The organism is Streptococcus mitis (assembly GCF_026782865.1).
GTDB lineage: Bacteria > Bacillota > Bacilli > Lactobacillales > Streptococcaceae > Streptococcus > Streptococcus mitis_CG.
The window spans coordinates 25,294-44,403 of sequence record NZ_JAKUXK010000014.1; the positions used below are offsets into that span (position 1 = coordinate 25,294).

Annotated in this window: 19 protein-coding genes; 17 read left to right on the top strand and 2 right to left on the bottom strand. The window is 41.7% G+C overall.

Going from position 1 to position 19,110, the window contains the following annotated elements; translation table 11 throughout:
- Positions 1-30: 30 nt before the first annotated feature.
- Positions 31-1,236, bottom strand: coding sequence for a serine/threonine transporter SstT (sstT, locus tag MK482_RS08015; RefSeq protein WP_061759537.1), 1,206 nt, complete (start codon positions 1,234-1,236; stop codon positions 31-33).
- 151 nt (positions 1,237-1,387) lie between these two features.
- On the opposite strand from sstT, the gene MK482_RS08020 reads away from it, so the two are divergent.
- The 12 genes from MK482_RS08020 (at position 1,388) to MK482_RS08075 (ending at position 12,307) form a co-directional block, all read left to right on the top strand.
- Positions 1,388-1,954: a mechanosensitive ion channel family protein gene (locus MK482_RS08020; RefSeq protein WP_061759536.1), complete on the top strand. Its 567-nt coding sequence runs from the start codon at positions 1,388-1,390 to the stop codon at positions 1,952-1,954.
- Positions 1,955-2,005: 51 nt separating this feature from the next.
- On the top strand, positions 2,006-2,914 hold the full coding sequence (locus MK482_RS08025) for a magnesium transporter CorA family protein (RefSeq protein WP_120769845.1): 909 nt from the start codon (positions 2,006-2,008) through the stop codon (positions 2,912-2,914).
- A 14-nt stretch (positions 2,915-2,928) separates the two neighbouring features.
- Positions 2,929-3,456 (top strand): YqeG family HAD IIIA-type phosphatase, encoded by a 528-nt coding sequence (locus tag MK482_RS08030; protein ID WP_173277509.1) that lies wholly within the window; start codon positions 2,929-2,931, stop codon positions 3,454-3,456.
- Positions 3,457-3,458: 2 nt separating this feature from the next.
- Positions 3,459-4,565, top strand: a complete 1,107-nt coding sequence (gene yqeH / locus MK482_RS08035) for a ribosome biogenesis GTPase YqeH (protein ID WP_268718446.1) — start codon at positions 3,459-3,461, stop codon at positions 4,563-4,565.
- Between the two features lie 213 nt (positions 4,566-4,778).
- Entirely contained in the window at positions 4,779-5,090 is a 312-nt protein-coding gene (gene yhbY, locus MK482_RS08040) for a ribosome assembly RNA-binding protein YhbY (RefSeq protein WP_268718447.1), read from the top strand.
- Positions 5,091-5,141: 51 nt separating this feature from the next.
- Positions 5,142-5,771 (top strand): nicotinate-nucleotide adenylyltransferase, encoded by a 630-nt coding sequence (locus MK482_RS08045; protein WP_268718448.1) that lies wholly within the window; start codon positions 5,142-5,144, stop codon positions 5,769-5,771.
- Positions 5,771-6,364, top strand: coding sequence for a bis(5'-nucleosyl)-tetraphosphatase (symmetrical) YqeK (yqeK, locus tag MK482_RS08050; RefSeq protein ID WP_261124844.1), 594 nt, complete (start codon positions 5,771-5,773; stop codon positions 6,362-6,364). The genes MK482_RS08045 and yqeK overlap by 1 nt, the downstream gene beginning before the upstream one ends.
- Positions 6,365-6,718, top strand: a complete 354-nt coding sequence (gene rsfS / locus MK482_RS08055; RefSeq protein ID WP_261031872.1) for a ribosome silencing factor — start codon at positions 6,365-6,367, stop codon at positions 6,716-6,718. It abuts the gene before it with no gap.
- Between the two features lie 108 nt (positions 6,719-6,826).
- A complete protein-coding gene (locus MK482_RS08060) occupies positions 6,827-7,567 on the top strand; it encodes a class I SAM-dependent methyltransferase (RefSeq protein WP_326845885.1) in 741 nt (246 codons plus the stop codon).
- Between the two features lie 9 nt (positions 7,568-7,576).
- Entirely contained in the window at positions 7,577-8,674 is a 1,098-nt protein-coding gene (locus tag MK482_RS08065; protein ID WP_268718449.1) for a nucleotidyltransferase, read from the top strand.
- Positions 8,675-8,939: 265 nt separating this feature from the next.
- Entirely contained in the window at positions 8,940-10,559 is a 1,620-nt protein-coding gene (locus MK482_RS08070) for a P-loop NTPase fold protein (protein WP_268718450.1), read from the top strand.
- Between the two features lie 134 nt (positions 10,560-10,693).
- Positions 10,694-12,307, top strand: a complete 1,614-nt coding sequence (locus MK482_RS08075; protein WP_000404934.1) for a ribonuclease Y — start codon at positions 10,694-10,696, stop codon at positions 12,305-12,307.
- A gap of 70 nt (positions 12,308-12,377) precedes the next feature.
- On the opposite strand, the gene MK482_RS08080 is transcribed toward MK482_RS08075, so the two are convergent.
- The gene (locus MK482_RS08080; RefSeq protein ID WP_261146989.1) at positions 12,378-13,190 is read right to left on the bottom strand and encodes a DUF4839 domain-containing protein; all 813 of its coding nucleotides are present in this window, start codon (positions 13,188-13,190) and stop codon (positions 12,378-12,380) included.
- 236 nt (positions 13,191-13,426) lie between these two features.
- Between MK482_RS08080 and gmk the strand changes: the two genes are divergently transcribed.
- From gmk to rsmB, 5 genes are all read left to right on the top strand, one after another.
- Positions 13,427-14,053, top strand: a complete 627-nt coding sequence (gene gmk / locus MK482_RS08085; RefSeq protein ID WP_070528891.1) for a guanylate kinase — start codon at positions 13,427-13,429, stop codon at positions 14,051-14,053.
- Between the two features lie 24 nt (positions 14,054-14,077).
- Entirely contained in the window at positions 14,078-14,392 is a 315-nt protein-coding gene (gene rpoZ, locus MK482_RS08090; RefSeq protein WP_000979235.1) for a DNA-directed RNA polymerase subunit omega, read from the top strand.
- A gap of 65 nt (positions 14,393-14,457) precedes the next feature.
- Positions 14,458-16,854 carry a primosomal protein N' gene (locus tag MK482_RS08095; protein ID WP_261087305.1) on the top strand — a complete coding sequence of 799 codons (2,397 nt, stop codon included), beginning with the start codon at positions 14,458-14,460 and terminating at the stop codon, positions 16,852-16,854.
- A gap of 12 nt (positions 16,855-16,866) precedes the next feature.
- Entirely contained in the window at positions 16,867-17,802 is a 936-nt protein-coding gene (gene fmt / locus MK482_RS08100) for a methionyl-tRNA formyltransferase (RefSeq protein ID WP_261087304.1), read from the top strand.
- Positions 17,795-19,108 carry a 16S rRNA (cytosine(967)-C(5))-methyltransferase RsmB gene (gene rsmB / locus MK482_RS08105; RefSeq protein ID WP_261087303.1) on the top strand — a complete coding sequence of 438 codons (1,314 nt, stop codon included), beginning with the start codon at positions 17,795-17,797 and terminating at the stop codon, positions 19,106-19,108. Before fmt ends, rsmB begins: the two co-directional genes overlap by 8 nt.
- Positions 19,109-19,110 lie beyond the last annotated feature (2 nt).

Below are 19,110 nucleotides of genomic sequence, written 5' to 3' on the forward strand. Positions count from 1 at the left end.
ACAAGACCTGAGTAGGCTTGCCTTTATGAGTTATTTTTTACGGGCTGCTGCGTATTCAGCAACGGCGGTAAAGAGGACATCTGTAGAAGAGTTGAGGGCTGTTTCACATGAGTCTTGGATGACCCCAATCACAAATCCAACTCCGACAACTTGCATGGCAATATCGTTAGAAATACCAAAAAGGCTACAAGCAACTGGGATAAGAAGGAGGGATCCTCCGGCAATACCAGAAGCACCACAGGCAGAGATAGCTGCTACCACACTGAGGACAAAGGCTGTAGCAAAGTCAACAGGAATTCCAAGTGTGTTAACTGCAGCAAGGGTCAAAACGTTAATAGTAATGGCTGCTCCTGCCATGTTGATAGTAGAACCAAGTGGGATAGAAACAGAATAGGTATCTGTGTTGAGTCCAAGGTCATGACAGAGTTTCATGTTGACAGGGATGTTAGCCGCAGAACTACGAGTGAAGAAGGCTGTTACACCGCTGACACGCAAACATTTCCAAACGAGGGGATAAGGATTTCTCTTCATAAAGAGAAAGGCAATCAATGGATTGACTACTAGGGCCACAAAGAACATGGTTGTCACCAAGAGGGCAAGCAAGATTCCATAGTTAGCTAGACTTCCGATTCCCTTATCAGAAATGGTTTTAAAGACAAGGCCAAGGATTCCAAATGGAGCTAGGTTAATGATCCATTCGACAATCTTAGAAGTCACATCAGCCATGGTTTTCAGCAATTCTTTACTGTTTTTACTTGCCTCTCTCATAGCAATCCCGAAAACAACTGCCCAAGATAGGATACCGATGTAGTTAGCAGTAACGAGGGCATTGACTGGATTGTCAACCAGTTTGAGCAAGAGGTTACTGAGGACCTGGCCAATTCCATCTGGTGGTGCGATTTCTGTATTGGCACTATTCAAGGTAATCTCAACAGGGACAATGAAGCTTGCTAGGACAGCAACAAGTGCTGCTGCAAAGGTTCCCACTAAATAAAGGAAGATAACCGTTTTCATATTGCTATCTTGTCCCTTATGATGTTGGGAAAGGGCATTGGCAACGAGGGCAAAGACTAGAATAGGTGCGATGGCTTTGAGACCACCAACAAAGAGATCTCCGAGTAGACCAATTCCTGAAACAGTAGGAAATGTCAGTCCAAGGATTCCTCCGACAAGCATGCCAATCAAAATACGTTTGATCAGGCTTTCCTTATTCCAAGCATGAATGAATTTTTTCATAACAATCTCCTTTGTTGTGTAATGTTTATGATTATAGTATAAATATTAGGTAAAATCAAGAATTTTCTGTCTATTTTTGTTATTATTTTTGAAAATTTATGGAGACTGACACTTTATGAAAGTATGGTATAATAAATGAAAGGAGTTTTCTATGCAAGAATTTATTCAAACCTATCTCAATAAGCTTGATATTACAGCGATTATCGAGAATATCTTGACCAAGGTACTTTCTCTTTTATTCTTATTTTTGATCTTTTATATAGCTAAAAAACTGCTTCATACCATGGTGCAGAAAATTGTTAAACCTTCTCTAAAAATGTCTCACCATGATGTCGGGCGTCAGAAAACCATTTCACGTTTATTAGAAAATGTGTTTAATTATACCCTATATTTCTTTTTACTTTACTGCATTTTGTCGATTTTAGGTTTGCCAGTTTCTAGTTTGCTGGCAGGTGCTGGGATTGCTGGAGTGGCTATTGGTATGGGAGCCCAAGGTTTTCTGTCTGATGTTATCAATGGCTTTTTCATCCTCTTTGAACGTCAACTGGATGTGGGAGATGAGGTCGTTCTGACAAATGGTCCTATTACTGTATCGGGCAAGGTTGTCAGCGTTGGTATTCGAACAACGCAACTCAGAGGAGAAGACGGAGTTCTGCACTTCGTTCCCAATCGGAATATCACCGTTGTCAGCAATTTCTCTCGGACAGACCAGGCCTGAAATTTTAGCAGATTTATGGTACAATAGAAAGAGTTTGGTAAAGGAGAGAAGATGTTTTTAGAAAAACAGTTGGGTAATGGTTGCGCCTGGATTAACCTAGATTTAGACAAGCTGAAAAAACTAGAGGATCTTTCTGAAATCTACGGTTTGGACAAGGAAACCATCGAATATGCGCTGGATAGAAATGAGCGTGCCCACATGGATTATCACCGTGAAAATGGGACTGTGACCTTTATCTACAATGTCTTGAACTTGAAAAAGGATAAGGCATACTATGAAGCCTTTCCCATGACCTTTATCGTGGAACATCGTCGCCTGATTACCATTAGTAATACCAAGAACGCCTATGTCATTGAACAAATGACCCGTTATCTGGAGAGTCATGACACGCTTTCGATTTACAAGTTTCTCTTTGCCAGTCTGGAAATCATCAGCAATGCCTATTATCCTGTCATCGAGCAGATGGACAAGAGTAAGGACGAGGTCAATGGTCTCTTGCGTCAGCGAACAACTAAGAAAAATCTTTTTGCGTTGTCCGACTTGGAGACTGGTATGGTTTACCTCACTGCAGCTGCCAAGCAAAATCGCATGTTGCTGGAACATATCCAAGGGCATGCCCTCTATCGCAGTTTTAACGAGATTGAGAGAGAGCAGTTTGATGATGCCATGATTGAGGCTCATCAGCTGGTATCCATGACGGATTTGATTTCTCAAGTCCTCCAACAACTATCCGCATCTTACAATAACATCCTAAACAACAACCTGAATGATAATTTGACAACCTTGACTATCATTTCAGTCTTGCTAGCAGTTTTAGCAGTTGTGACAGGCTTTTTCGGAATGAATGTTCCCCTACCTTTAACAGATGAGCCCCATGCTTGGCTCTACATCAGTTTAGCCAGTGCAGGTTTATGGATTGTTTTGTCATTATTATTGAGGAAAATTGCGAAAAAAAGTTAAGAAAAGGAGCCAGAATGGCGATTGAAAATTACATGCCAGATTTTGCTGTGGAAGCAGTCTATGATCTGACAGTCCCAAGCCTGCAGGCGCAGGGAATCAAGGCTGTTTTGGTCGATTTGGACAATACTCTCATTGCTTGGAACAATCCTGATGGTACGCCAGAGATGAAACAATGGCTACATGACCTTCGGGACGCGGGTATTCGCATTATCGTAGTCTCAAATAACACTAAAAAACGCGTCCAACGCGCAGTTGAGAAGTTTGGAATTGACTACGTTTATTGGGCTCTGAAGCCTTTCACATTTGGAATAGACCGTGCCATGAAGGAATTTCACTATGAGAAAAGTGAAGTGGTCATGGTTGGCGACCAGCTCATGACAGATATACGAGCAGCCCACCGTGCTGGCATTCGCTCGATTTTAGTCAAACCCTTGGTCCAACACGACTCGATCAAAACGCAGATTAACCGAGCTCGCGAGCGTCATGTCATGCGAAAAATCACTGAAAAGTACGGACCAATCACATATAAAAAAGGAATTTAACTATGGAAGAAATTCTCTGTATTGGTTGTGGAGCAACCATTCAGACAACAGACAAGGCTGGTCTTGGATTTACCCCCCAGTCGGCACTTGAAAAAGGTTTGGAGACTGGCGAAGTCTATTGTCAACGTTGTTTCCGTCTCCGCCACTACAATGAAATCACAGATGTTCAGTTGACGGATGATGATTTCCTCAAGCTCTTGCACGAGGTGGGAGACAGTGATGCCTTAGTGGTCAATGTCATTGATATCTTTGACTTTAATGGCTCTGTCATCCCAGGTTTACCACGCTTTGTATCGGGCAATGATGTCCTCTTGGTCGGAAATAAAAAAGATATCCTTCCTAAGTCAGTTAAGCCGAGCAAGATTAGCCAGTGGCTCATGGAACGTGCCCACGAAGAAGGGCTTCGTCCTGTGGATGTCGTCCTAACTTCAGCTCAAAACAAACATGCCATTAAGGAAGTCATTGACAAGATTGAACACTACCGTAAGGGCCGTGATGTCTATGTGGTCGGTGTAACCAACGTTGGAAAATCAACCCTTATCAATGCCATTATCCAAGAAATCACGGGTGACCAGAATGTCATTACGACTTCGCGTTTCCCAGGGACAACCTTGGACAAGATTGAGATTCCGCTTGATGACGGATCTTATATTTACGATACGCCGGGAATCATCCACCGTCACCAGATGGCCCACTACTTGACGGCCAAAAACCTCAAGTATGTCAGCCCTAAAAAGGAAATCAAACCTAAAACCTATCAGCTCAATCCTGAACAGACTCTGTTTCTAGGCGGTCTCGGACGCTTTGACTTCATTGCAGGTGAAAAGCAAGGATTTACAGCTTTCTTTGACAATGAACTCAAACTCCACCGAACCAAGCTAGAAGGTGCTAGTGCTTTCTACGACAAGCACCTCGGAACCCTCCTCACACCACCAAATAGCAAGGAAAAAGAAGATTTTCCAAAACTAGTTCAGCATGTATTTACCATCAAGGACAAGACCGACCTAGTGATTTCAGGCCTAGGCTGGATCCGCGTAACAGGCACAGCTAAAGTCGCCGTCTGGGCACCAGAAGGCGTCGCCGTCGTCACACGAAAAGCAATTATTTAAAATGAAATCACTGAGCGAACAAAGTGAGCTCATAAAAAGATAGTTATTGCCGTGGTGTGATTGCCAATCGTTAGATTGGTAAGGGGCATAATTGAGACCTAGGCTCAATTGTGAGGTCAGGAAATCCATTTTTCAAAGATGAGATCTTTGAAAAATTAGTTCCGACCGTCCCTCACCACCTAAAATAACTATCAAAAAAACAAGGAAGAAATTATGTCATTAACATCAAAACAACGTGCCTTCCTCAACAGTCAGGCACACCCCCTCAAACCCATCATCCAAATCGGTAAAAATGGCCTTAACGACCAAATCAAAACCAGCGTCCGTCAAGCTCTTGACGCTCGTGAATTGATCAAGGTGACTCTTTTGCAAAACACAGATGAAAATCTCCACGAAGTAGCTGAAATCTTGGAAGAAGAAATCGGTGTGGATACAGTCCAAAAAATCGGACGCATCTTAATTTTGTTTAAACAATCTAGCAAGAAAGAAAATCGTAAGATTTCTAAGAAAGTCAAAGAAATCTAAGACCGAAACTCCAAATAACTGTTTTTACAGAGAAATAAAGGAGACTAGCCTATGGCAATCGAATTATTGACTCCCTTTACCAAGGTAGAGTTGGAGCCAGAAATCAAGGAGAAAAAACGCAAACAAGTCGGGATTTTAGGGGGAAATTTTAACCCTGTTCACAATGCCCATCTGATCGTTGCGGACCAAGTACGCCAGCAGTTAGGACTGGATCAAGTCTTGCTCATGCCGGAATATCAACCCCCTCACGTAGATAAAAAGGAAACCATCCCTGAACATCACCGTCTCAAGATGCTTGAGTTGGCGATTGAGGGAATTGAAGGTCTATCCATTGAAACAATCGAGTTAGAGCGCAAGGGTATTTCCTATACCTACGACACCATGAAAATCTTAACAGAGCAACATCCAGATACGGATTATTACTTTATCATCGGTGCCGATATGGTGGACTATCTGCCTAAGTGGTACCGAATTGATGAGCTGGTTGACATGGTTCAGTTTGTGGGGGTTCAGCGCCCACGCTACAAGGCAGGGACTTCCTATCCCGTTATCTGGGTGGATGTGCCTCTCATGGATATCTCGTCTAGTATGGTGCGTGACTTCCTTGCCCAAGGTCGGAAACCCAACTTTCTCCTGCCTCAGCCCGTGCTAGACTACATCGAGAAGGAGGGTCTCTACTGATGGCCTATCAAGACTATATCAACTGCTCTCGTGAGGCTTTGTTGGAAAAAATGGCAGAGCTTCTGCCTGAAAAACGCTTAACCCATTGCTTGGGTGTGGAGCGTGCAGCCATAGAACTGGCTCAGCGCTTTGGAGTAGATGTCGAGAAAGCAGGATTAGCAGGCCTTCTTCATGACTACGCTAAAAAGCTGTCAGATCAGGAATTTCTAGACTTGATTGACCGTTACCATCTAGACCCTGACCTCAAAAACTGGGGCAATAATGTCTGGCATGGGCTGGTTGGTATCTACAAGATTCAAGAAGATTTGGATTTGCATGATACAGAAATCCTGCGAGCCATTGAAATTCATACAGTTGGAGCTGGTCAAATGACAGACCTAGATAAGGTCATCTACGTCGCAGACTATATCGAGCACAATCGGGCCTTTCCTGGAGTAGATGTGGCACGTGAGATTGCAAGTCTATCGCTTAATAAGGCAGTGGCCTATGAAACAGCTCGAACCGTGGAGCATCTAGCTCATCAGAGATTCCCTATCTATCCCCAAACCCTTGAAACCTATAACGCCTTTGTGCACTATTTGAAAGAGGACTAAATGAACGAAAAAGAATTACTAGAATTAGTCGTGAAAGCGGCTGATGAGAAACGTGCGGAGGATATCCTCGCACTTGACGTACAAGATTTGACCAGCGTGACTGACTACTTTGTTATCACTAGTTCAATGAATAGCCGTCAGTTGGACGCTATCGCTGACAATATCCGTGAAAAAGTAGCTGATGCAGGCTTTAAAGGCAGTCATGTCGAAGGCGATGCGGCTGGAGGCTGGGTTTTGCTAGACCTCGGTGCTGTCGTTGTGCATATCTTCTCAGAAGAAATGCGTGCCCATTATAACCTAGAGAAGCTATGGCATGAGGCGAATTCAGTAGATATTTCAGAAGCTCTTGCTTAGAAGATGAACTCAGTTGTAGTCAACTGGGTTTCTTTGCTTATTTTAGAAAATTGATGGAAAGGTAAAGAGCGAGTGGTGTTTGCCATGGGGGCTCTTGGTATCATGATTATGGCAACTTATGAAACCTTTGCGGCGGTCTATGATGCGGTCATGGATGATAGTTTATACGATAAATGGACAGATTTTTCGCTGCGTCATTTGACTAAGGCCAAGGGGAGAAAGAAACTCTTAGAATTGGCTTGTGGTACAGGCATCCAGTCTGTGCGCTTTTCTCAAGTTGGTTTTGATGTGACTGGACTTGACTTGAGTGGGGATATGTTGAAGATTGCTGAGAAGAGAGCTGCTTCAGCCAAACAAAAGATTGACTTTATTGAAGGTAATATGCTGGATTTGTCCAAAGCAGGTAAATATGATTTTGTCACCTGTTATTCGGACTCTATCTGCTACATGCAGGATGAGGTGGAAGTCGGAGACGTCTTTAAGGAAGTTTATAATGCCCTCAATGAGGACGGGGTCTTTATCTTTGATGTGCATTCGACCTACCAGACAGATGAAGTTTTTCCAGGCTATTCTTATCATGAAAATGCAGAAGATTTTGCAATGCTCTGGGATACTTATGAGGATGCGGCGCCTCACTCCATCGTGCATGAGTTGACCTTTTTTATCAAGGAGGCTGACGGTTCCTTTAGTCGCCACGATGAAGTGCATGAGGAGCGGACCTATGAGGTCTTGACCTATGATATTTTGCTGGAGCAGGCTGGTTTCAAGTCCTTCAAACTCTATGCGGACTTTGAGGACAAGGAACCGACAGAAACCAGCACCCGTTGGTTTTTTGTTGCGCAGAAGTAGGAGATCACTATGACCATCACAGGCATTATAGCCGAGTTCAATCCTTTTCATAATGGGCACAAATACCTGCTGGATCAGGCAGAGGGGCTGAAAATTGTGGCTATGTCAGGAAATTTCATGCAGCGTGGAGAACCTGCTATCGTGGATAAGTGGACACGAGCCCAGATGGCTCTGGAAAATGGCGCAGATTTGGTAGTAGAATTGCCCTTTTTAGTCAGTGTTCAGGCAGCAGATTTTTTCGGCCAAGGAGCTGTGGATATCTTGGATAGGTTGGGTATTGATAGCCTAGTTTTTGGGACAGAAGAAGTTCTGGATTACCAGAAAATTACTGACTTATACACAGAGCAGGGTGCTGAGATGGAGAAATTTGTGGAAAATCTGCCTGATTCTCTTTCCTACCCACAGAAAACCCAAGCCATGTGGAAGGAATTTGCAGGTCTTGATTTTTCAGGTAATACGCCCAATCATGTTCTTGCTCTGGCTTATGTCAAGGCGGTTGCTGGACGAAACATCAAGCTGCATCCGATTCAACGTCAGGGCGCTGGTTACCATTCTGTGGATAAGGATGTGGACTTTGCCTCGGCGACAGCCCTCCGTCAGCACCAGAGGGACAAAGATTTCTTAGAACGCTTTATGCCTTCGGTTGACATCTTTGAAAATGCTAATAAGGTGAGTTGGGACGACTATTTTCCTTTTCTCCGCTATCAAATCTTGTCAAATCCCGACCTAACTACCATCTATCAGGTCAATCAAGAAATGGCTGTGCGCATTAATGAAGCTATTAAAACAGCCCAGTCTGTGGAAGAATTGGTCGAGTTAGTGACTACCAAACGTTACACCAAGGCGCGTGTCAGACGCCTCTTGACCTATATTTTGATGCAGGCTAGAGAAAGTGACTGGCCAGAAGGGATTCATGTTCTTGGTTTTACCGAAAAAGGCAGACAACATCTCAAATCTCTGAAAGGGCAGGTCAATCTAGTCAGCCGAATTGGCAAAGAACCTTGGGATGCTATGACCCAAAAAGCAGACCAGATTTACCGACTGGGACAACCAAGTATAGCAGAACAGAATTTTGGAAGAGTGCCGATTAGAATAGAAACAAACTAAGTCTACTGAAAGGTAGGCTTTTTATTTTTTAAATTTTTGTGAGTAAGTTTAAGATAAAATTTTTTGGAAAATGACAGATTTACTAAGACAAAAAGTCAGAAAAGAAATTTAGTATAGCGATTACAATTCTTGTCCCTTGAATCCGCTTTATGCTTGTTATTTTGTGGTATAATCATGATAATATAGATTAAAAGGGGGATATATGAAAAATATAATGACGAGGATTCTTAATTTTCTTCTGAATTTCAAACTATTGAAATATCTATTGAAAAGACCATCATGGAGTAGTAATGTTAGAATTGTTGAATGGTACAAAATATTTATATCCAGTATATGGGTACTGTATCTTGCACTTGAGATTGACCAATTTAAACGCTTTGCTTTACCTATCTATAAATTTGTATCTAATTATAATTTTTTAAAAGATATTATTTCAATTTTGTATGTGAATCGTGTAATAACATTGTTAGTACTGACTATACCAACAATACTATTCTGGTTTTTAGACATAATTTTTAAAAAAGTTAATTATAAGAAACTGGACCCAGAGCTATTTCCGGAATATGACTTGGATGACCATCCTTATCAAACACGTCTGGTTGAGTTTTTAAATATCCCAGACTCTATTCATAATGTGTTCTGGCTGGATGGTTCTTGGGGGAGTGGGAAAACATTTTTTATAAAGACGTTTTTTGAAAATCAAATTTATAAAAAGAAAGAAATCTATTATATTTCCTGTTTTGGGATCAAAACAAGAGATCAAGCCGAGAAAATATTGATTAATGAGATAGAAAAACAATCCATACTCGGAAATTTGGACTTTATTCCACTTATTGGAGGAGTTTTTAAATGGTTCTTTAAAATAGTTGGAACGGATTTGATGAAGCGAGATTCTATCGTTATTTTTGATGATTTTGAACGGGTTTCATATGTAGCAGAATTGGATGAGCCTTCAGATGCAGCAAAATCAGATAACCCTTCAGATTACAATGATTTATTGGGTTATATTGACTATCTTTCTGAGAATAAAAAATTTAAAATTATTGTAATTTTAAACATTGAGGAAATTGGGTCAGCAAAGAAGATTATTTATAATAAATTTAAGCTAAATCATAATCGAATGGTATCTACAGAAGAAGTCATAGATAACATTTTGAAAAAGAGTAAATTGAGAGATGATGACCTTGGGAAAATTCTATCTTTGATTTTTAAAATTCACTATGTAGATATAGGTGAAAGAGTTGTAGAAGATAAAAATAAAGATTCAAAACTAAAAAAACTAAGTTTGAGAGAGTTCCAGAAGTCGTTAGAAAAACTTTCAAATATAACTGATAATAATGAGAAAGCAGACTACATTATTAAGTGGATAAATGGTCGGGAAGAAGCTGATAGTATTCTAGTATTATTTTTTGAATCTTATAAGCATTTTAATGGGATAGAGAAGTATAACAAATTATTTGAGTCTGACGGATATTTTCATTTTGAAATGTTAGCAATGATTGAAGATTTTAATATTGAAGATCTTATAGAAATTTCAGATGATTTTTCGAACATAGATAAAAAATCATATAATAAGAAAAAGGACTATCTTTCTCAACTTTTATCGTGTGTATGGGAAATAGGGCTAAGAAACTTATTTTTATCAGAAGAAACCAAGGAGGTATTTTATCGTAACTATACTTATTCTGGTTATGAAATAGATGAATGTCTAGTTGAAATATACTATGATGTTTTAGACGAGAATATAAAAGATGATTATCGAATTAATAACATAGAGAAATTAGAAAATCCAGAATATCAGAACTTTATAAAAAAATATCTACCTTTAGAATCAAAAGGAAAAATTACAATTAATAATATTCCACTAGATAAATTAATACAATAGAGCTTTGAAGTAGATGGCTCTTTGTCTAAATTTCAATAGAAACTCTTCAATTTAAGTTTGTGAAAATCACTTTTTTATGGTAGAATGTAAAAGAATGTATGTCATTCGGAATAACAATAAAATGAGGTAAAAACATGGAAATCATGTCGCTTGCGATTGCTGTTTTTGCCGTCATCATTGGTTTAGTCATTGGATATGTCAGCATCTCAGCTAAGATGAAATCATCTCAGGAAGCTGCAGAGTTGATGCTTTTAAATGCTGAACAAGAAGCAACTAATTTACGTGGACAAGCTGAACGTGAAGCGGATTTACTGGTTAATGAAGCTAAACGTGAAAGCAAGTCTCTTAAAAAAGAAGCACTATTGGAGGCCAAAGAAGAAGCCAGAAAATACCGTGAAGAAGTGGACGCTGAATTCAAATCAGAACGTCAAGAACTCAAACAAATCGAAAGTCGTTTGACAGAGAGAGCTACTAGCCTTGACCGTAAGGACGACAATTTGACGAGTAAAGAACAAACACTTGAACAAAAAGAACAAAGTATTTCTGATAGAGCGAAAAACCTTGATGCGCGTGAAGAGCAATTAGAGGAAGTCGAAAGACAAAAAGAAGCAGAGCTAGAGCGTATTGGTGCTCTGTCTCAGGCAGAAGCACGAGATATTATCTTGGCTCAGACAGAGGAAAACTTGACCAAGGAGATTGCCAGCCGTATTCGCGAGGCTGAACAAGAGGTCAAGGAACGTTCTGACAAAATGGCCAAGGACATCTTGGTTCAAGCTATGCAACGTATCGCTGGTGAATATGTAGCGGAGTCAACAAACTCAACAGTTCATCTGCCAGACGATACTATGAAGGGACGCATTATTGGTCGTGAAGGTCGTAACATTCGTACCTTTGAAAGTTTGACAGGGGTTGATGTCATTATCGACGATACACCAGAAGTGGTAACCTTGTCAGGATTTGATCCGATTCGTCGTGAGATTGCTCGTATGACTATGGAAATGTTGCTTAAGGATGGTCGTATCCATCCAGCTCGTATCGAAGAGTTGGTTGAGAAAAACCGTCAAGAGATTGACAATAAGATCCGTGAATATGGTGAGGCAGCAGCCTATGAGATTGGTGCGCCAAACCTTCATCCAGACTTGATGAAAATCATGGGTCGCTTGCAGTTCCGTACTTCATATGGACAAAATGTCTTACGTCATTCGATTGAGGTTGCTAAGTTAGCTGGTATCATGGCGAGCGAACTTGGTGAAAATGCGGCTCTTGCTCGTCGTGCTGGATTCCTTCACGATATCGGGAAAGCTATTGACCGCGAGGTTGAGGGTAGCCACGTTGAAATCGGTATGGAATTGGCTCGTAAGTATAAGGAACACCCAGTTGTGGTCAATACGATTGCTAGTCACCACGGGGATGTTGAAGCTGAGAGCGTCATTGCAGTGATCGTCGCTGCGGCAGATGCCTTGAGTGCAGCCCGTCCAGGAGCTCGTAGTGAGTCTCTTGAAAGCTACATCAAGCGTCTCCATGATTTGGAAGAAATTGCTAACGGCTTTGAAGGGGTACAAAATAGCTTTGCCCTTCAAGCAGGACGTGAAATTCGCATCATGGTAAATCCAGGACAAATTAAGGACGACAAAGTCACAATCTTGGCTCACAAAGTTCGTGAGAAAATTGAAAACAATCTCGATTACCCAGGAAATATCAAGGTAACCGTGATTCGTGAACTTCGTGCAGTAGATTATGCTAAATAATAAAAAACTGAAGTCAGAAGAAAATCTGACTTCAGTTTTTTGAATAAATTATTTGCAACTATTTGTTATATTATCGGGGCGAAATCTCAATTGGTGATAAGTAGATTAAATCTTGAGTAGAGTTATAGTTACCGATTTCTGCTTTAATATGTATATTTTGTCCGGTTTTAATATTGTCCCCATTAAATGAATTGAATATAGGATTTGAGATGATAGTGATTTGAGGGATTTTGAAATTAGGGCCTGATACCTCATCAGGATGATAATTTCCAGAATGAATAAGAATATCATATTTTGATTTTGACTTAGCAAGATTTGCTATGTTCCCATCAAATTCAATTATCTGACCTTTGTGTTTTTGAATAAAATCTGTTATGACACTTTGATCTTCAGTTTGGAGCAGAGATTTAAAGTCTTCATTGTTTTCTACTGTGATAATAGTTGCTTGTGATGGACTTGTTGACGAGGTTTCGGTCGAGCTTGATGTGGTGTTAGTTGAACTAGAGGAAGCAGGCGTCGAACTTGATGATGTAGAGGATGATTCACTAGTTTTCTCGACAGATTTTTCAATAACACTACTAGTTTCTGTAGATGAAGGGGTAGAAACAGTAGTTGATTTATCTGAGATTACTACAATTAGAACTAACAGAAGAATCATAAATATTACACCTGCACCAATTAAATATGGAATTAATTTTTTTATTTTCAGTTCCATTGGGCTTAATGGTGTGATTTCAACCTCAGCTTCTTTTTCAAAAAAACCAAAAATTCCGGCATTTCCATGATCAATGATATTAATTTTGACTTCACTTTTTTTGAGATTGAGTTCGTACAAACCATTTTCAATAGCTTCATCAACATTTTTTCCTTTATAATTTCCCATAAACTTCTCCTTTTTGTATTAGTAGTTTTATTATCTCTTAAATAGAATAAAATTTCAAGACTTTTTAGTAGATGGAAGATTGTAGACTAACAGATTATGCTAAATAAATAAGAAAGAGCAGTTGAAAAATTACTGCTTTTTTGTTACACTAGATAGAAAGACTGTAAAGGATAATCTGGCTTTTTGCCATTATTCTAGAGAAATGTTATTTCACAGACTGACTAAAAGGAGACACAATGGTAGACCGAGGCTTACTAATCGTTTTTTCTGGTCCTTCAGGGGTTGGAAAAGGAACGGTTAGAAGAGAGATTTTTGAGAGTTCTGAAAATCAATTTCAATATTCTGTATCGATGACGACACGCGCACAACGTCCTGGTGAAGTGGACGGAGTGGACTATTTCTTCCGTACTCGTGAAGAGTTTGAAGAGCTGATTCGTCAAGGACAGATGTTGGAATACGCAGAATATGTCGGCAACTACTATGGAACTCCTCTGACCTATGTCAATGAAACCTTGGACAAGGGAATCGATGTTTTCCTTGAAATTGAAGTTCAGGGTGCTCTTCAGGTCAAGAAAAAGGTTCCAGATGCTGTCTTTATCTTCCTGACACCACCAGATTTGGATGAATTGCAAGATCGTTTGGTAGGACGTGGAACAGACAGCGCAGAAGTGATTGCCCAACGAATCGAAAAAGCCAAGGAAGAAATTGCCCTTATGCGTGAGTATGATTATGCGATTGTCAACGATCAGGTGCCCCTAGCTGCTGATCGTGTCAAACGTGTGATCGAAGCAGAGCACTTCCGTGTGGATCGTGTCATTGGTCACTATCAGGAGATGTTACCGAAATCTCCAACTACCCGATAAAATTTAGAAAATAGGTACAAGCAAATGATGTTAAAACCCTCTATTGATACCTTGCTCGACAAGGTTCCATCAAAATATTCACTCGTAATCTTGGAAGCAAAACGTGCCCACGAATTGGAAGCAGGTGCGCCAGCTACTCAAGGTTTCAAATCTGAAAAATCAACTCTTCGCGCTTTAGAAGAAATCGAATCAGGAAACGTTACAATTCACCCAGATCCAGAAGGAAAACGTGAAGCTGTGCGTCGCCGTATCGAAGAAGAAAAACGCCGCAAAGAAGAAGAAGAAAAGAAAATCAAAGAGCAAATTGCTAAAGAAAAAGAAGATGGTGAAAAAATTTAAGGTTGGGGGGACTCAATCTTATTTTTTCTATTGCAAGAATGTACTGACAAGGAGGAGGTGAGAAGATGGCCCTAGCCAAGATTATCGTAGATGTGCCCTTGATGCAGACGGACCAGCCCTATAGTTACAGGATTCCTAAGGAATTTGAGGGAATGCTAGAAGTTGGGATGCGGGTTCACGTGCCTTTTGGTAAGGGCAATCGCCTGATTCAAGGGATTGTTCTTGGTTTGGAGTCTCAATCAGATGAGGAAGAGATGGAGCAAGATTTAAAAGATATTGCTGAGGTGCTGGATTTTTCTCCTGTTCTCACGCAAGAACAACTCTGGCTTGCTGAGGAGTTACGCAAGTCCGTCTTCTCCTATAAAATCTCCATCCTCAAGGCTATGTTACCAGGGTTTCTGAACTCCAGCTATGACAAGATTCTCTATCCTCTGGCAGGTCTGAGTAAGGAAGACCGAGAGCGATTGTTTGGTTCAGAGGATTCGCTTGCCTTTTCTTCACTAGACCTTGCCAAACAAGCCGAAATGATGCGTTTGACTAGAAAAGGCCTGCTTGGTCTGGAGTATCAGGCAGTCGATCAAAAGAAGGTCAAGACCCAGTCTTGGTATGAGGTGAATCTTGCTCAATTAGAAAGTGTAGAGATTTCTACACGCGCCAAGAAAAAGTTAGAACTGAGAGACTATTTGCTTTCTCATCCTGAGAGTGCTTCCTTGGCTAGTTTGTTAGAATCCTACTCGCGGGAGCAAGTCAACTTCTTTGTGGAACAAGGTGCTGTTACCATAGTCCAAAAAGAAGTCCAACGCTCGGCTGCTTATTTTGAAGGAATTGAAGCAAGTCAGCCTTTGGAGTTGAATCCAGAGCAAAGGCAGGCGCGTGATGCGGTTGTCAGTGCGATTGGCAGTCATCAGCCTCCCTTCCTCCTTCAAGGGATTACAGGAAGTGGGAAGACCGAGGTTTACTTACAAATAATCCAAGGAGCTTTGGATAAGGGGAAAACAGCCATCTTACTGGTGCCTGAGATTTCCTTGACTCCACAAATGACGGAGCGTTTTATTGCTCGATTTGGTGAGAAAGTGGCCATTCTTCACTCAGGCTTGTCTAATGGTGAAAAGTATGATGAATGGCGCAAGGTAGAACGTGGCGATGCACAAGTTGTTGTTGGTGCTAGATCTGCCATCTTTGCTCCTCTTAAAAATCTGGGTGTCATGATAATCGATGAGGAGCATGAAGCGACTTATAAGCAGGACAGTAATCCCCGTTATCACGCTAGAGAAGTGGCTATTTTACGGGCTCAGTACAATCAAGCTGCCCTGGTACTTGGTTCAGCAACTCCTAGTTTGGAAAGCCGTGCGCGGGCTGGAAAAGGAGTCTATCAACATTTACGTCTGACCCAACGAGCTAATCCTTTAGCTAGGATCCCTGAGGTTCAAGTAATTGACTTTCGGGACCATATCGGGCAGAATGAGACGTCAAACTTTACGCCTCCTTTGCTAGAAGCTATTCAGGACCGTCTGTCTAAAAAAGAGCAGGTAGTTCTCATGCTCAATCGCCGTGGTTATTCTAGCTTTGTCATGTGTCGGGAGTGTGGAACTGTGGATACTTGTCCCAACTGTGATATATCCTTGACCCTGCACATGGATACCAAGACCATGAACTGCCATTATTGTGGTTTTTCTAAGGATATTCCTCAGGTCTGTCCTAACTGTAAGAGTCGCAGTATTCGTTACTACGGGACGGGGACACAGAAGGCTTATGACGAGCTAGCAGAACTCTTTCCCTATGCACGCATTCTACGGATGGATGTGGATACGACCCGCAGGAAGGGTAGTCACCAAGCTCTTCTTGACCACTTTGGCCGAGGGGAAGCGGATATTTTACTAGGTACTCAGATGATTGCCAAGGGTTTGGATTTTCCCAATGTAACCTTAGTCGGAGTGCTTAATGCGGATACTGCCTTAAATCTGCCTGATTTCCGTTCTTCTGAGAGAACCTTCCAGCTTTTGACTCAGGTGGCAGGTCGGGCAGGACGTGCTGAAAAAGCAGGTCAGGTCTTGATTCAGTCTTACAATCCTCAGCATTATGCTATTCGATTTGCAAAAGACCAGGACTACGAAGGTTTTTATGCCTATGAAATGGGAATCAGACGACAACTTGGTTATCCACCTTACTATTTCACCATTGGCATCACCCTTTCTCACAAGAAGGAAGAAGAGGTAATCAAACGCGCCTATGAAGTTATGAACATTTTGCGGTCAGGCTTGTCAGAGAACAGTAACATTCTTGGGCCAACGCCCAAACCCATCGCCCGTACTCACAACCTCTATCATTACCAGATTTTAATTAAATACCGTTTAGAAGATGAGCTGGGGCCGACCCTCAATCAGGTCTTGGCCTTGACTCAAGAACGGGAAAATAGTGAGCTCCGTCTCAGCATTGACCATGAGCCACAGCAATTTTTATAAGAAGGAGAAGATATGACAAAACTAATCTTTATGGGGACCCCCGACTTTTCAGCAACAGTCTTAAAAGGACTTTTGACAGATGACCGTTACGAAATTCTAGCCGTTGTGACCCAGCCAGACCGTGCTGTCGGCCGTAAAAAAGTGATCCAAGAAACCCCAGTCAAGCAGGCTGCCAAGGAAGCAGGACTTCCTATCTACCAACCTGAAAAACTATCTGGAAGTCCAGAGATGGAAACTATTATGCAGCTAGGAGCAGATGGAATTGTGACTGCTGCTTTTGGGCAGTTTCTCCCAAGTAAGCTCCTTGATAGTATGGACTTTGCGGTCAATGTTCACGCTTCTCTTCTTCCTAAACATCGTGGTGGAGCGCCAATCCATTATGCCTTGATTCAAGGGGATGAAGAAGCTGGTGTGACCATTATGGAGATGGTTAAGGAAATGGATGCAGGGGATATGATTTCTCGTCGTAGTATTCCTATCACGGATGAGGACAATGTCGGCACCTTGTTTGAGAAATTGGCGCTAGTTGGTCGTGATTTGCTTTTGGACACTTTACCAGCTTATATTGCTGGTGACATCAAACCTGAACCGCAGGATCCAAGTCAGGTTACTTTCTCGCCAAACATCAAGCCAGAGGAAGAAAAATTGGACTGGAATAAAAGCAATCGTCAACTTTTCAACCAAATCCGTGGGATGAACCCCTGGCCTGTTGCCCATACTTTCTTTAAGGGCGACCGTTTTAAGATCTATGAAGCACTACTAGTGGAAGGTAAGGGAAATCCAGGTGAGATTCTCTCTATCGGTAAGAAAGAATTAATTGTCGCAACGGCAGAAGGGGCTCTATCCCTCCAACAAGTGCAGCCAGCTGGTAAACCTAAGATGGACATCGCTTCCTTCCTCAACGGAGTTGGACGTACATTGACTGTAGGAGAACGATTTGGTGACTAAAGTAGAAACGGCTAGACGTTTAGCTCTAGCAGTATTAGAGGATGTTTTTATCAATCAAGCATACTCAAATATCGCCTTAAATAAGCATCTCAAGGGGAGTCAACTTTCGGCAGCAGACAAGGGCTTGGTGACCGAGCTGGTCTATGGAACGGTAGCACGTAAACTGACTCTGGAATGGTACCTATCCCACTTTATCGAAGACAGAGACCAGTTAGACAGTTGGCTCTACGTCCTTCTTCTCATGAGTGCTTACCAGCTCCGCTATTTGGACAAGATTCCAGATCATGCTGTGGTCAATGAAGCAGTGGAATTGGCCAAAGGTCGTAAAAAAGGCAGTGAAAAATTGGTCAACGCCGTACTTCGCCGTATTCTGCGTGAGGGCTGGCCAGATATTGCTAGCATCAAGCGAAAAAACAAGCGTGATTCAATTGCCTATTCTCTCCCAGTTTGGCTAGTTGCCAAACTCAAGGAAGAATACGGAGAAGAGCGAGCGCAGGCTATTTTTGAAAGTCTCTTGGTGCGTAACAAGGCCAGCATTCGTGTAACAGATCTAAGACGAAAAGAGGAAATCCAAGTCTTGTTGGAGGCCAGTGATTCATCCTTGTCTCCTTCTGGTCTGGTTAAGGAGCAGGGGCATTTTGCAGGCCATGATTTGTTTGCAGATGGAACCATTACCATCCAAGACGAGTCCAGTCAGCTGGTTGCTCCCACTCTTGATTTACAAGGTAATGAGCAGGTTCTAGATGCCTGTGCGGCTCCGGGTGGGAAAACAGCCCATATAGCCTCTTATCTCACGACAGGTCAGGTTACTGCTCTGGACTTGTACGACCATAAGTTGGACTTAATCCAAGAAAATGCCCAACGTTTAGGAGTTGCAGATCGGGTTCAAACGCAAAAATTAGATGCCAGAAAGGTGCATGAGTTTTTTGGTCAGGATTCATTTGATAAGATTTTGGTGGATGCTCCCTGTTCAGGAATTGGTCTTCTGCGCCGCAAACCAGACATCAAATACAATAAAGAAACGGCAGATTTCGCGTCCTTGCAGGAAATTCAGCTAGAAATATTAGGTAGTGTTTGTCAAACACTAGGCAAAGGTGGTATAATAACTTATAGTACCTGTACTATTGTCTCAGAGGAGAATTTTCAAGTCGTACAGGCATTTTTAGAAAGTCATCCTGAATTTGAGCAGGTAACACTAGAACATGAATGTAAGGATATCATGAAAGATGGCTGTATCCTCATCACACCTGAATTGTATGGAAGTGATGGATTCTTCATCAGTCAATTTCGCAAGATATCGGATTAGGA

What these genes read in the sequence shown, in the direction of transcription:
- sstT (WP_061759537.1), bottom strand. Translation starts at nt 1,236, where the DNA reads ATGAAAAAATTCATTCATGCTTGGAATAAGGAAAGCCTGATCAAACGT.
- MK482_RS08020 (WP_061759536.1), top strand. Translation starts at nt 1,388, where the DNA reads ATGCAAGAATTTATTCAAACCTATCTCAATAAGCTTGATATTACAGCG.
- MK482_RS08025 (WP_120769845.1), top strand. Translation starts at nt 2,006, where the DNA reads ATGTTTTTAGAAAAACAGTTGGGTAATGGTTGCGCCTGGATTAACCTA.
- MK482_RS08030 (WP_173277509.1), top strand. Translation starts at nt 2,929, where the DNA reads ATGGCGATTGAAAATTACATGCCAGATTTTGCTGTGGAAGCAGTCTAT.
- yqeH (WP_268718446.1), top strand. Translation starts at nt 3,459, where the DNA reads ATGGAAGAAATTCTCTGTATTGGTTGTGGAGCAACCATTCAGACAACA.
- yhbY (WP_268718447.1), top strand. Translation starts at nt 4,779, where the DNA reads ATGTCATTAACATCAAAACAACGTGCCTTCCTCAACAGTCAGGCACAC.
- MK482_RS08045 (WP_268718448.1), top strand. Translation starts at nt 5,142, where the DNA reads ATGGCAATCGAATTATTGACTCCCTTTACCAAGGTAGAGTTGGAGCCA.
- yqeK (WP_261124844.1), top strand. Translation starts at nt 5,771, where the DNA reads ATGGCCTATCAAGACTATATCAACTGCTCTCGTGAGGCTTTGTTGGAA.
- rsfS (WP_261031872.1), top strand. Translation starts at nt 6,365, where the DNA reads ATGAACGAAAAAGAATTACTAGAATTAGTCGTGAAAGCGGCTGATGAG.
- MK482_RS08060 (WP_326845885.1), top strand. Translation starts at nt 6,827, where the DNA reads ATGGCAACTTATGAAACCTTTGCGGCGGTCTATGATGCGGTCATGGAT.
- MK482_RS08065 (WP_268718449.1), top strand. Translation starts at nt 7,577, where the DNA reads ATGACCATCACAGGCATTATAGCCGAGTTCAATCCTTTTCATAATGGG.
- MK482_RS08075 (WP_000404934.1), top strand. Translation starts at nt 10,694, where the DNA reads ATGGAAATCATGTCGCTTGCGATTGCTGTTTTTGCCGTCATCATTGGT.
- MK482_RS08080 (WP_261146989.1), bottom strand. Translation starts at nt 13,190, where the DNA reads ATGGGAAATTATAAAGGAAAAAATGTTGATGAAGCTATTGAAAATGGT.
- gmk (WP_070528891.1), top strand. Translation starts at nt 13,427, where the DNA reads ATGGTAGACCGAGGCTTACTAATCGTTTTTTCTGGTCCTTCAGGGGTT.
- rpoZ (WP_000979235.1), top strand. Translation starts at nt 14,078, where the DNA reads ATGATGTTAAAACCCTCTATTGATACCTTGCTCGACAAGGTTCCATCA.
- MK482_RS08095 (WP_261087305.1), top strand. Translation starts at nt 14,458, where the DNA reads ATGGCCCTAGCCAAGATTATCGTAGATGTGCCCTTGATGCAGACGGAC.
- fmt (WP_261087304.1), top strand. Translation starts at nt 16,867, where the DNA reads ATGACAAAACTAATCTTTATGGGGACCCCCGACTTTTCAGCAACAGTC.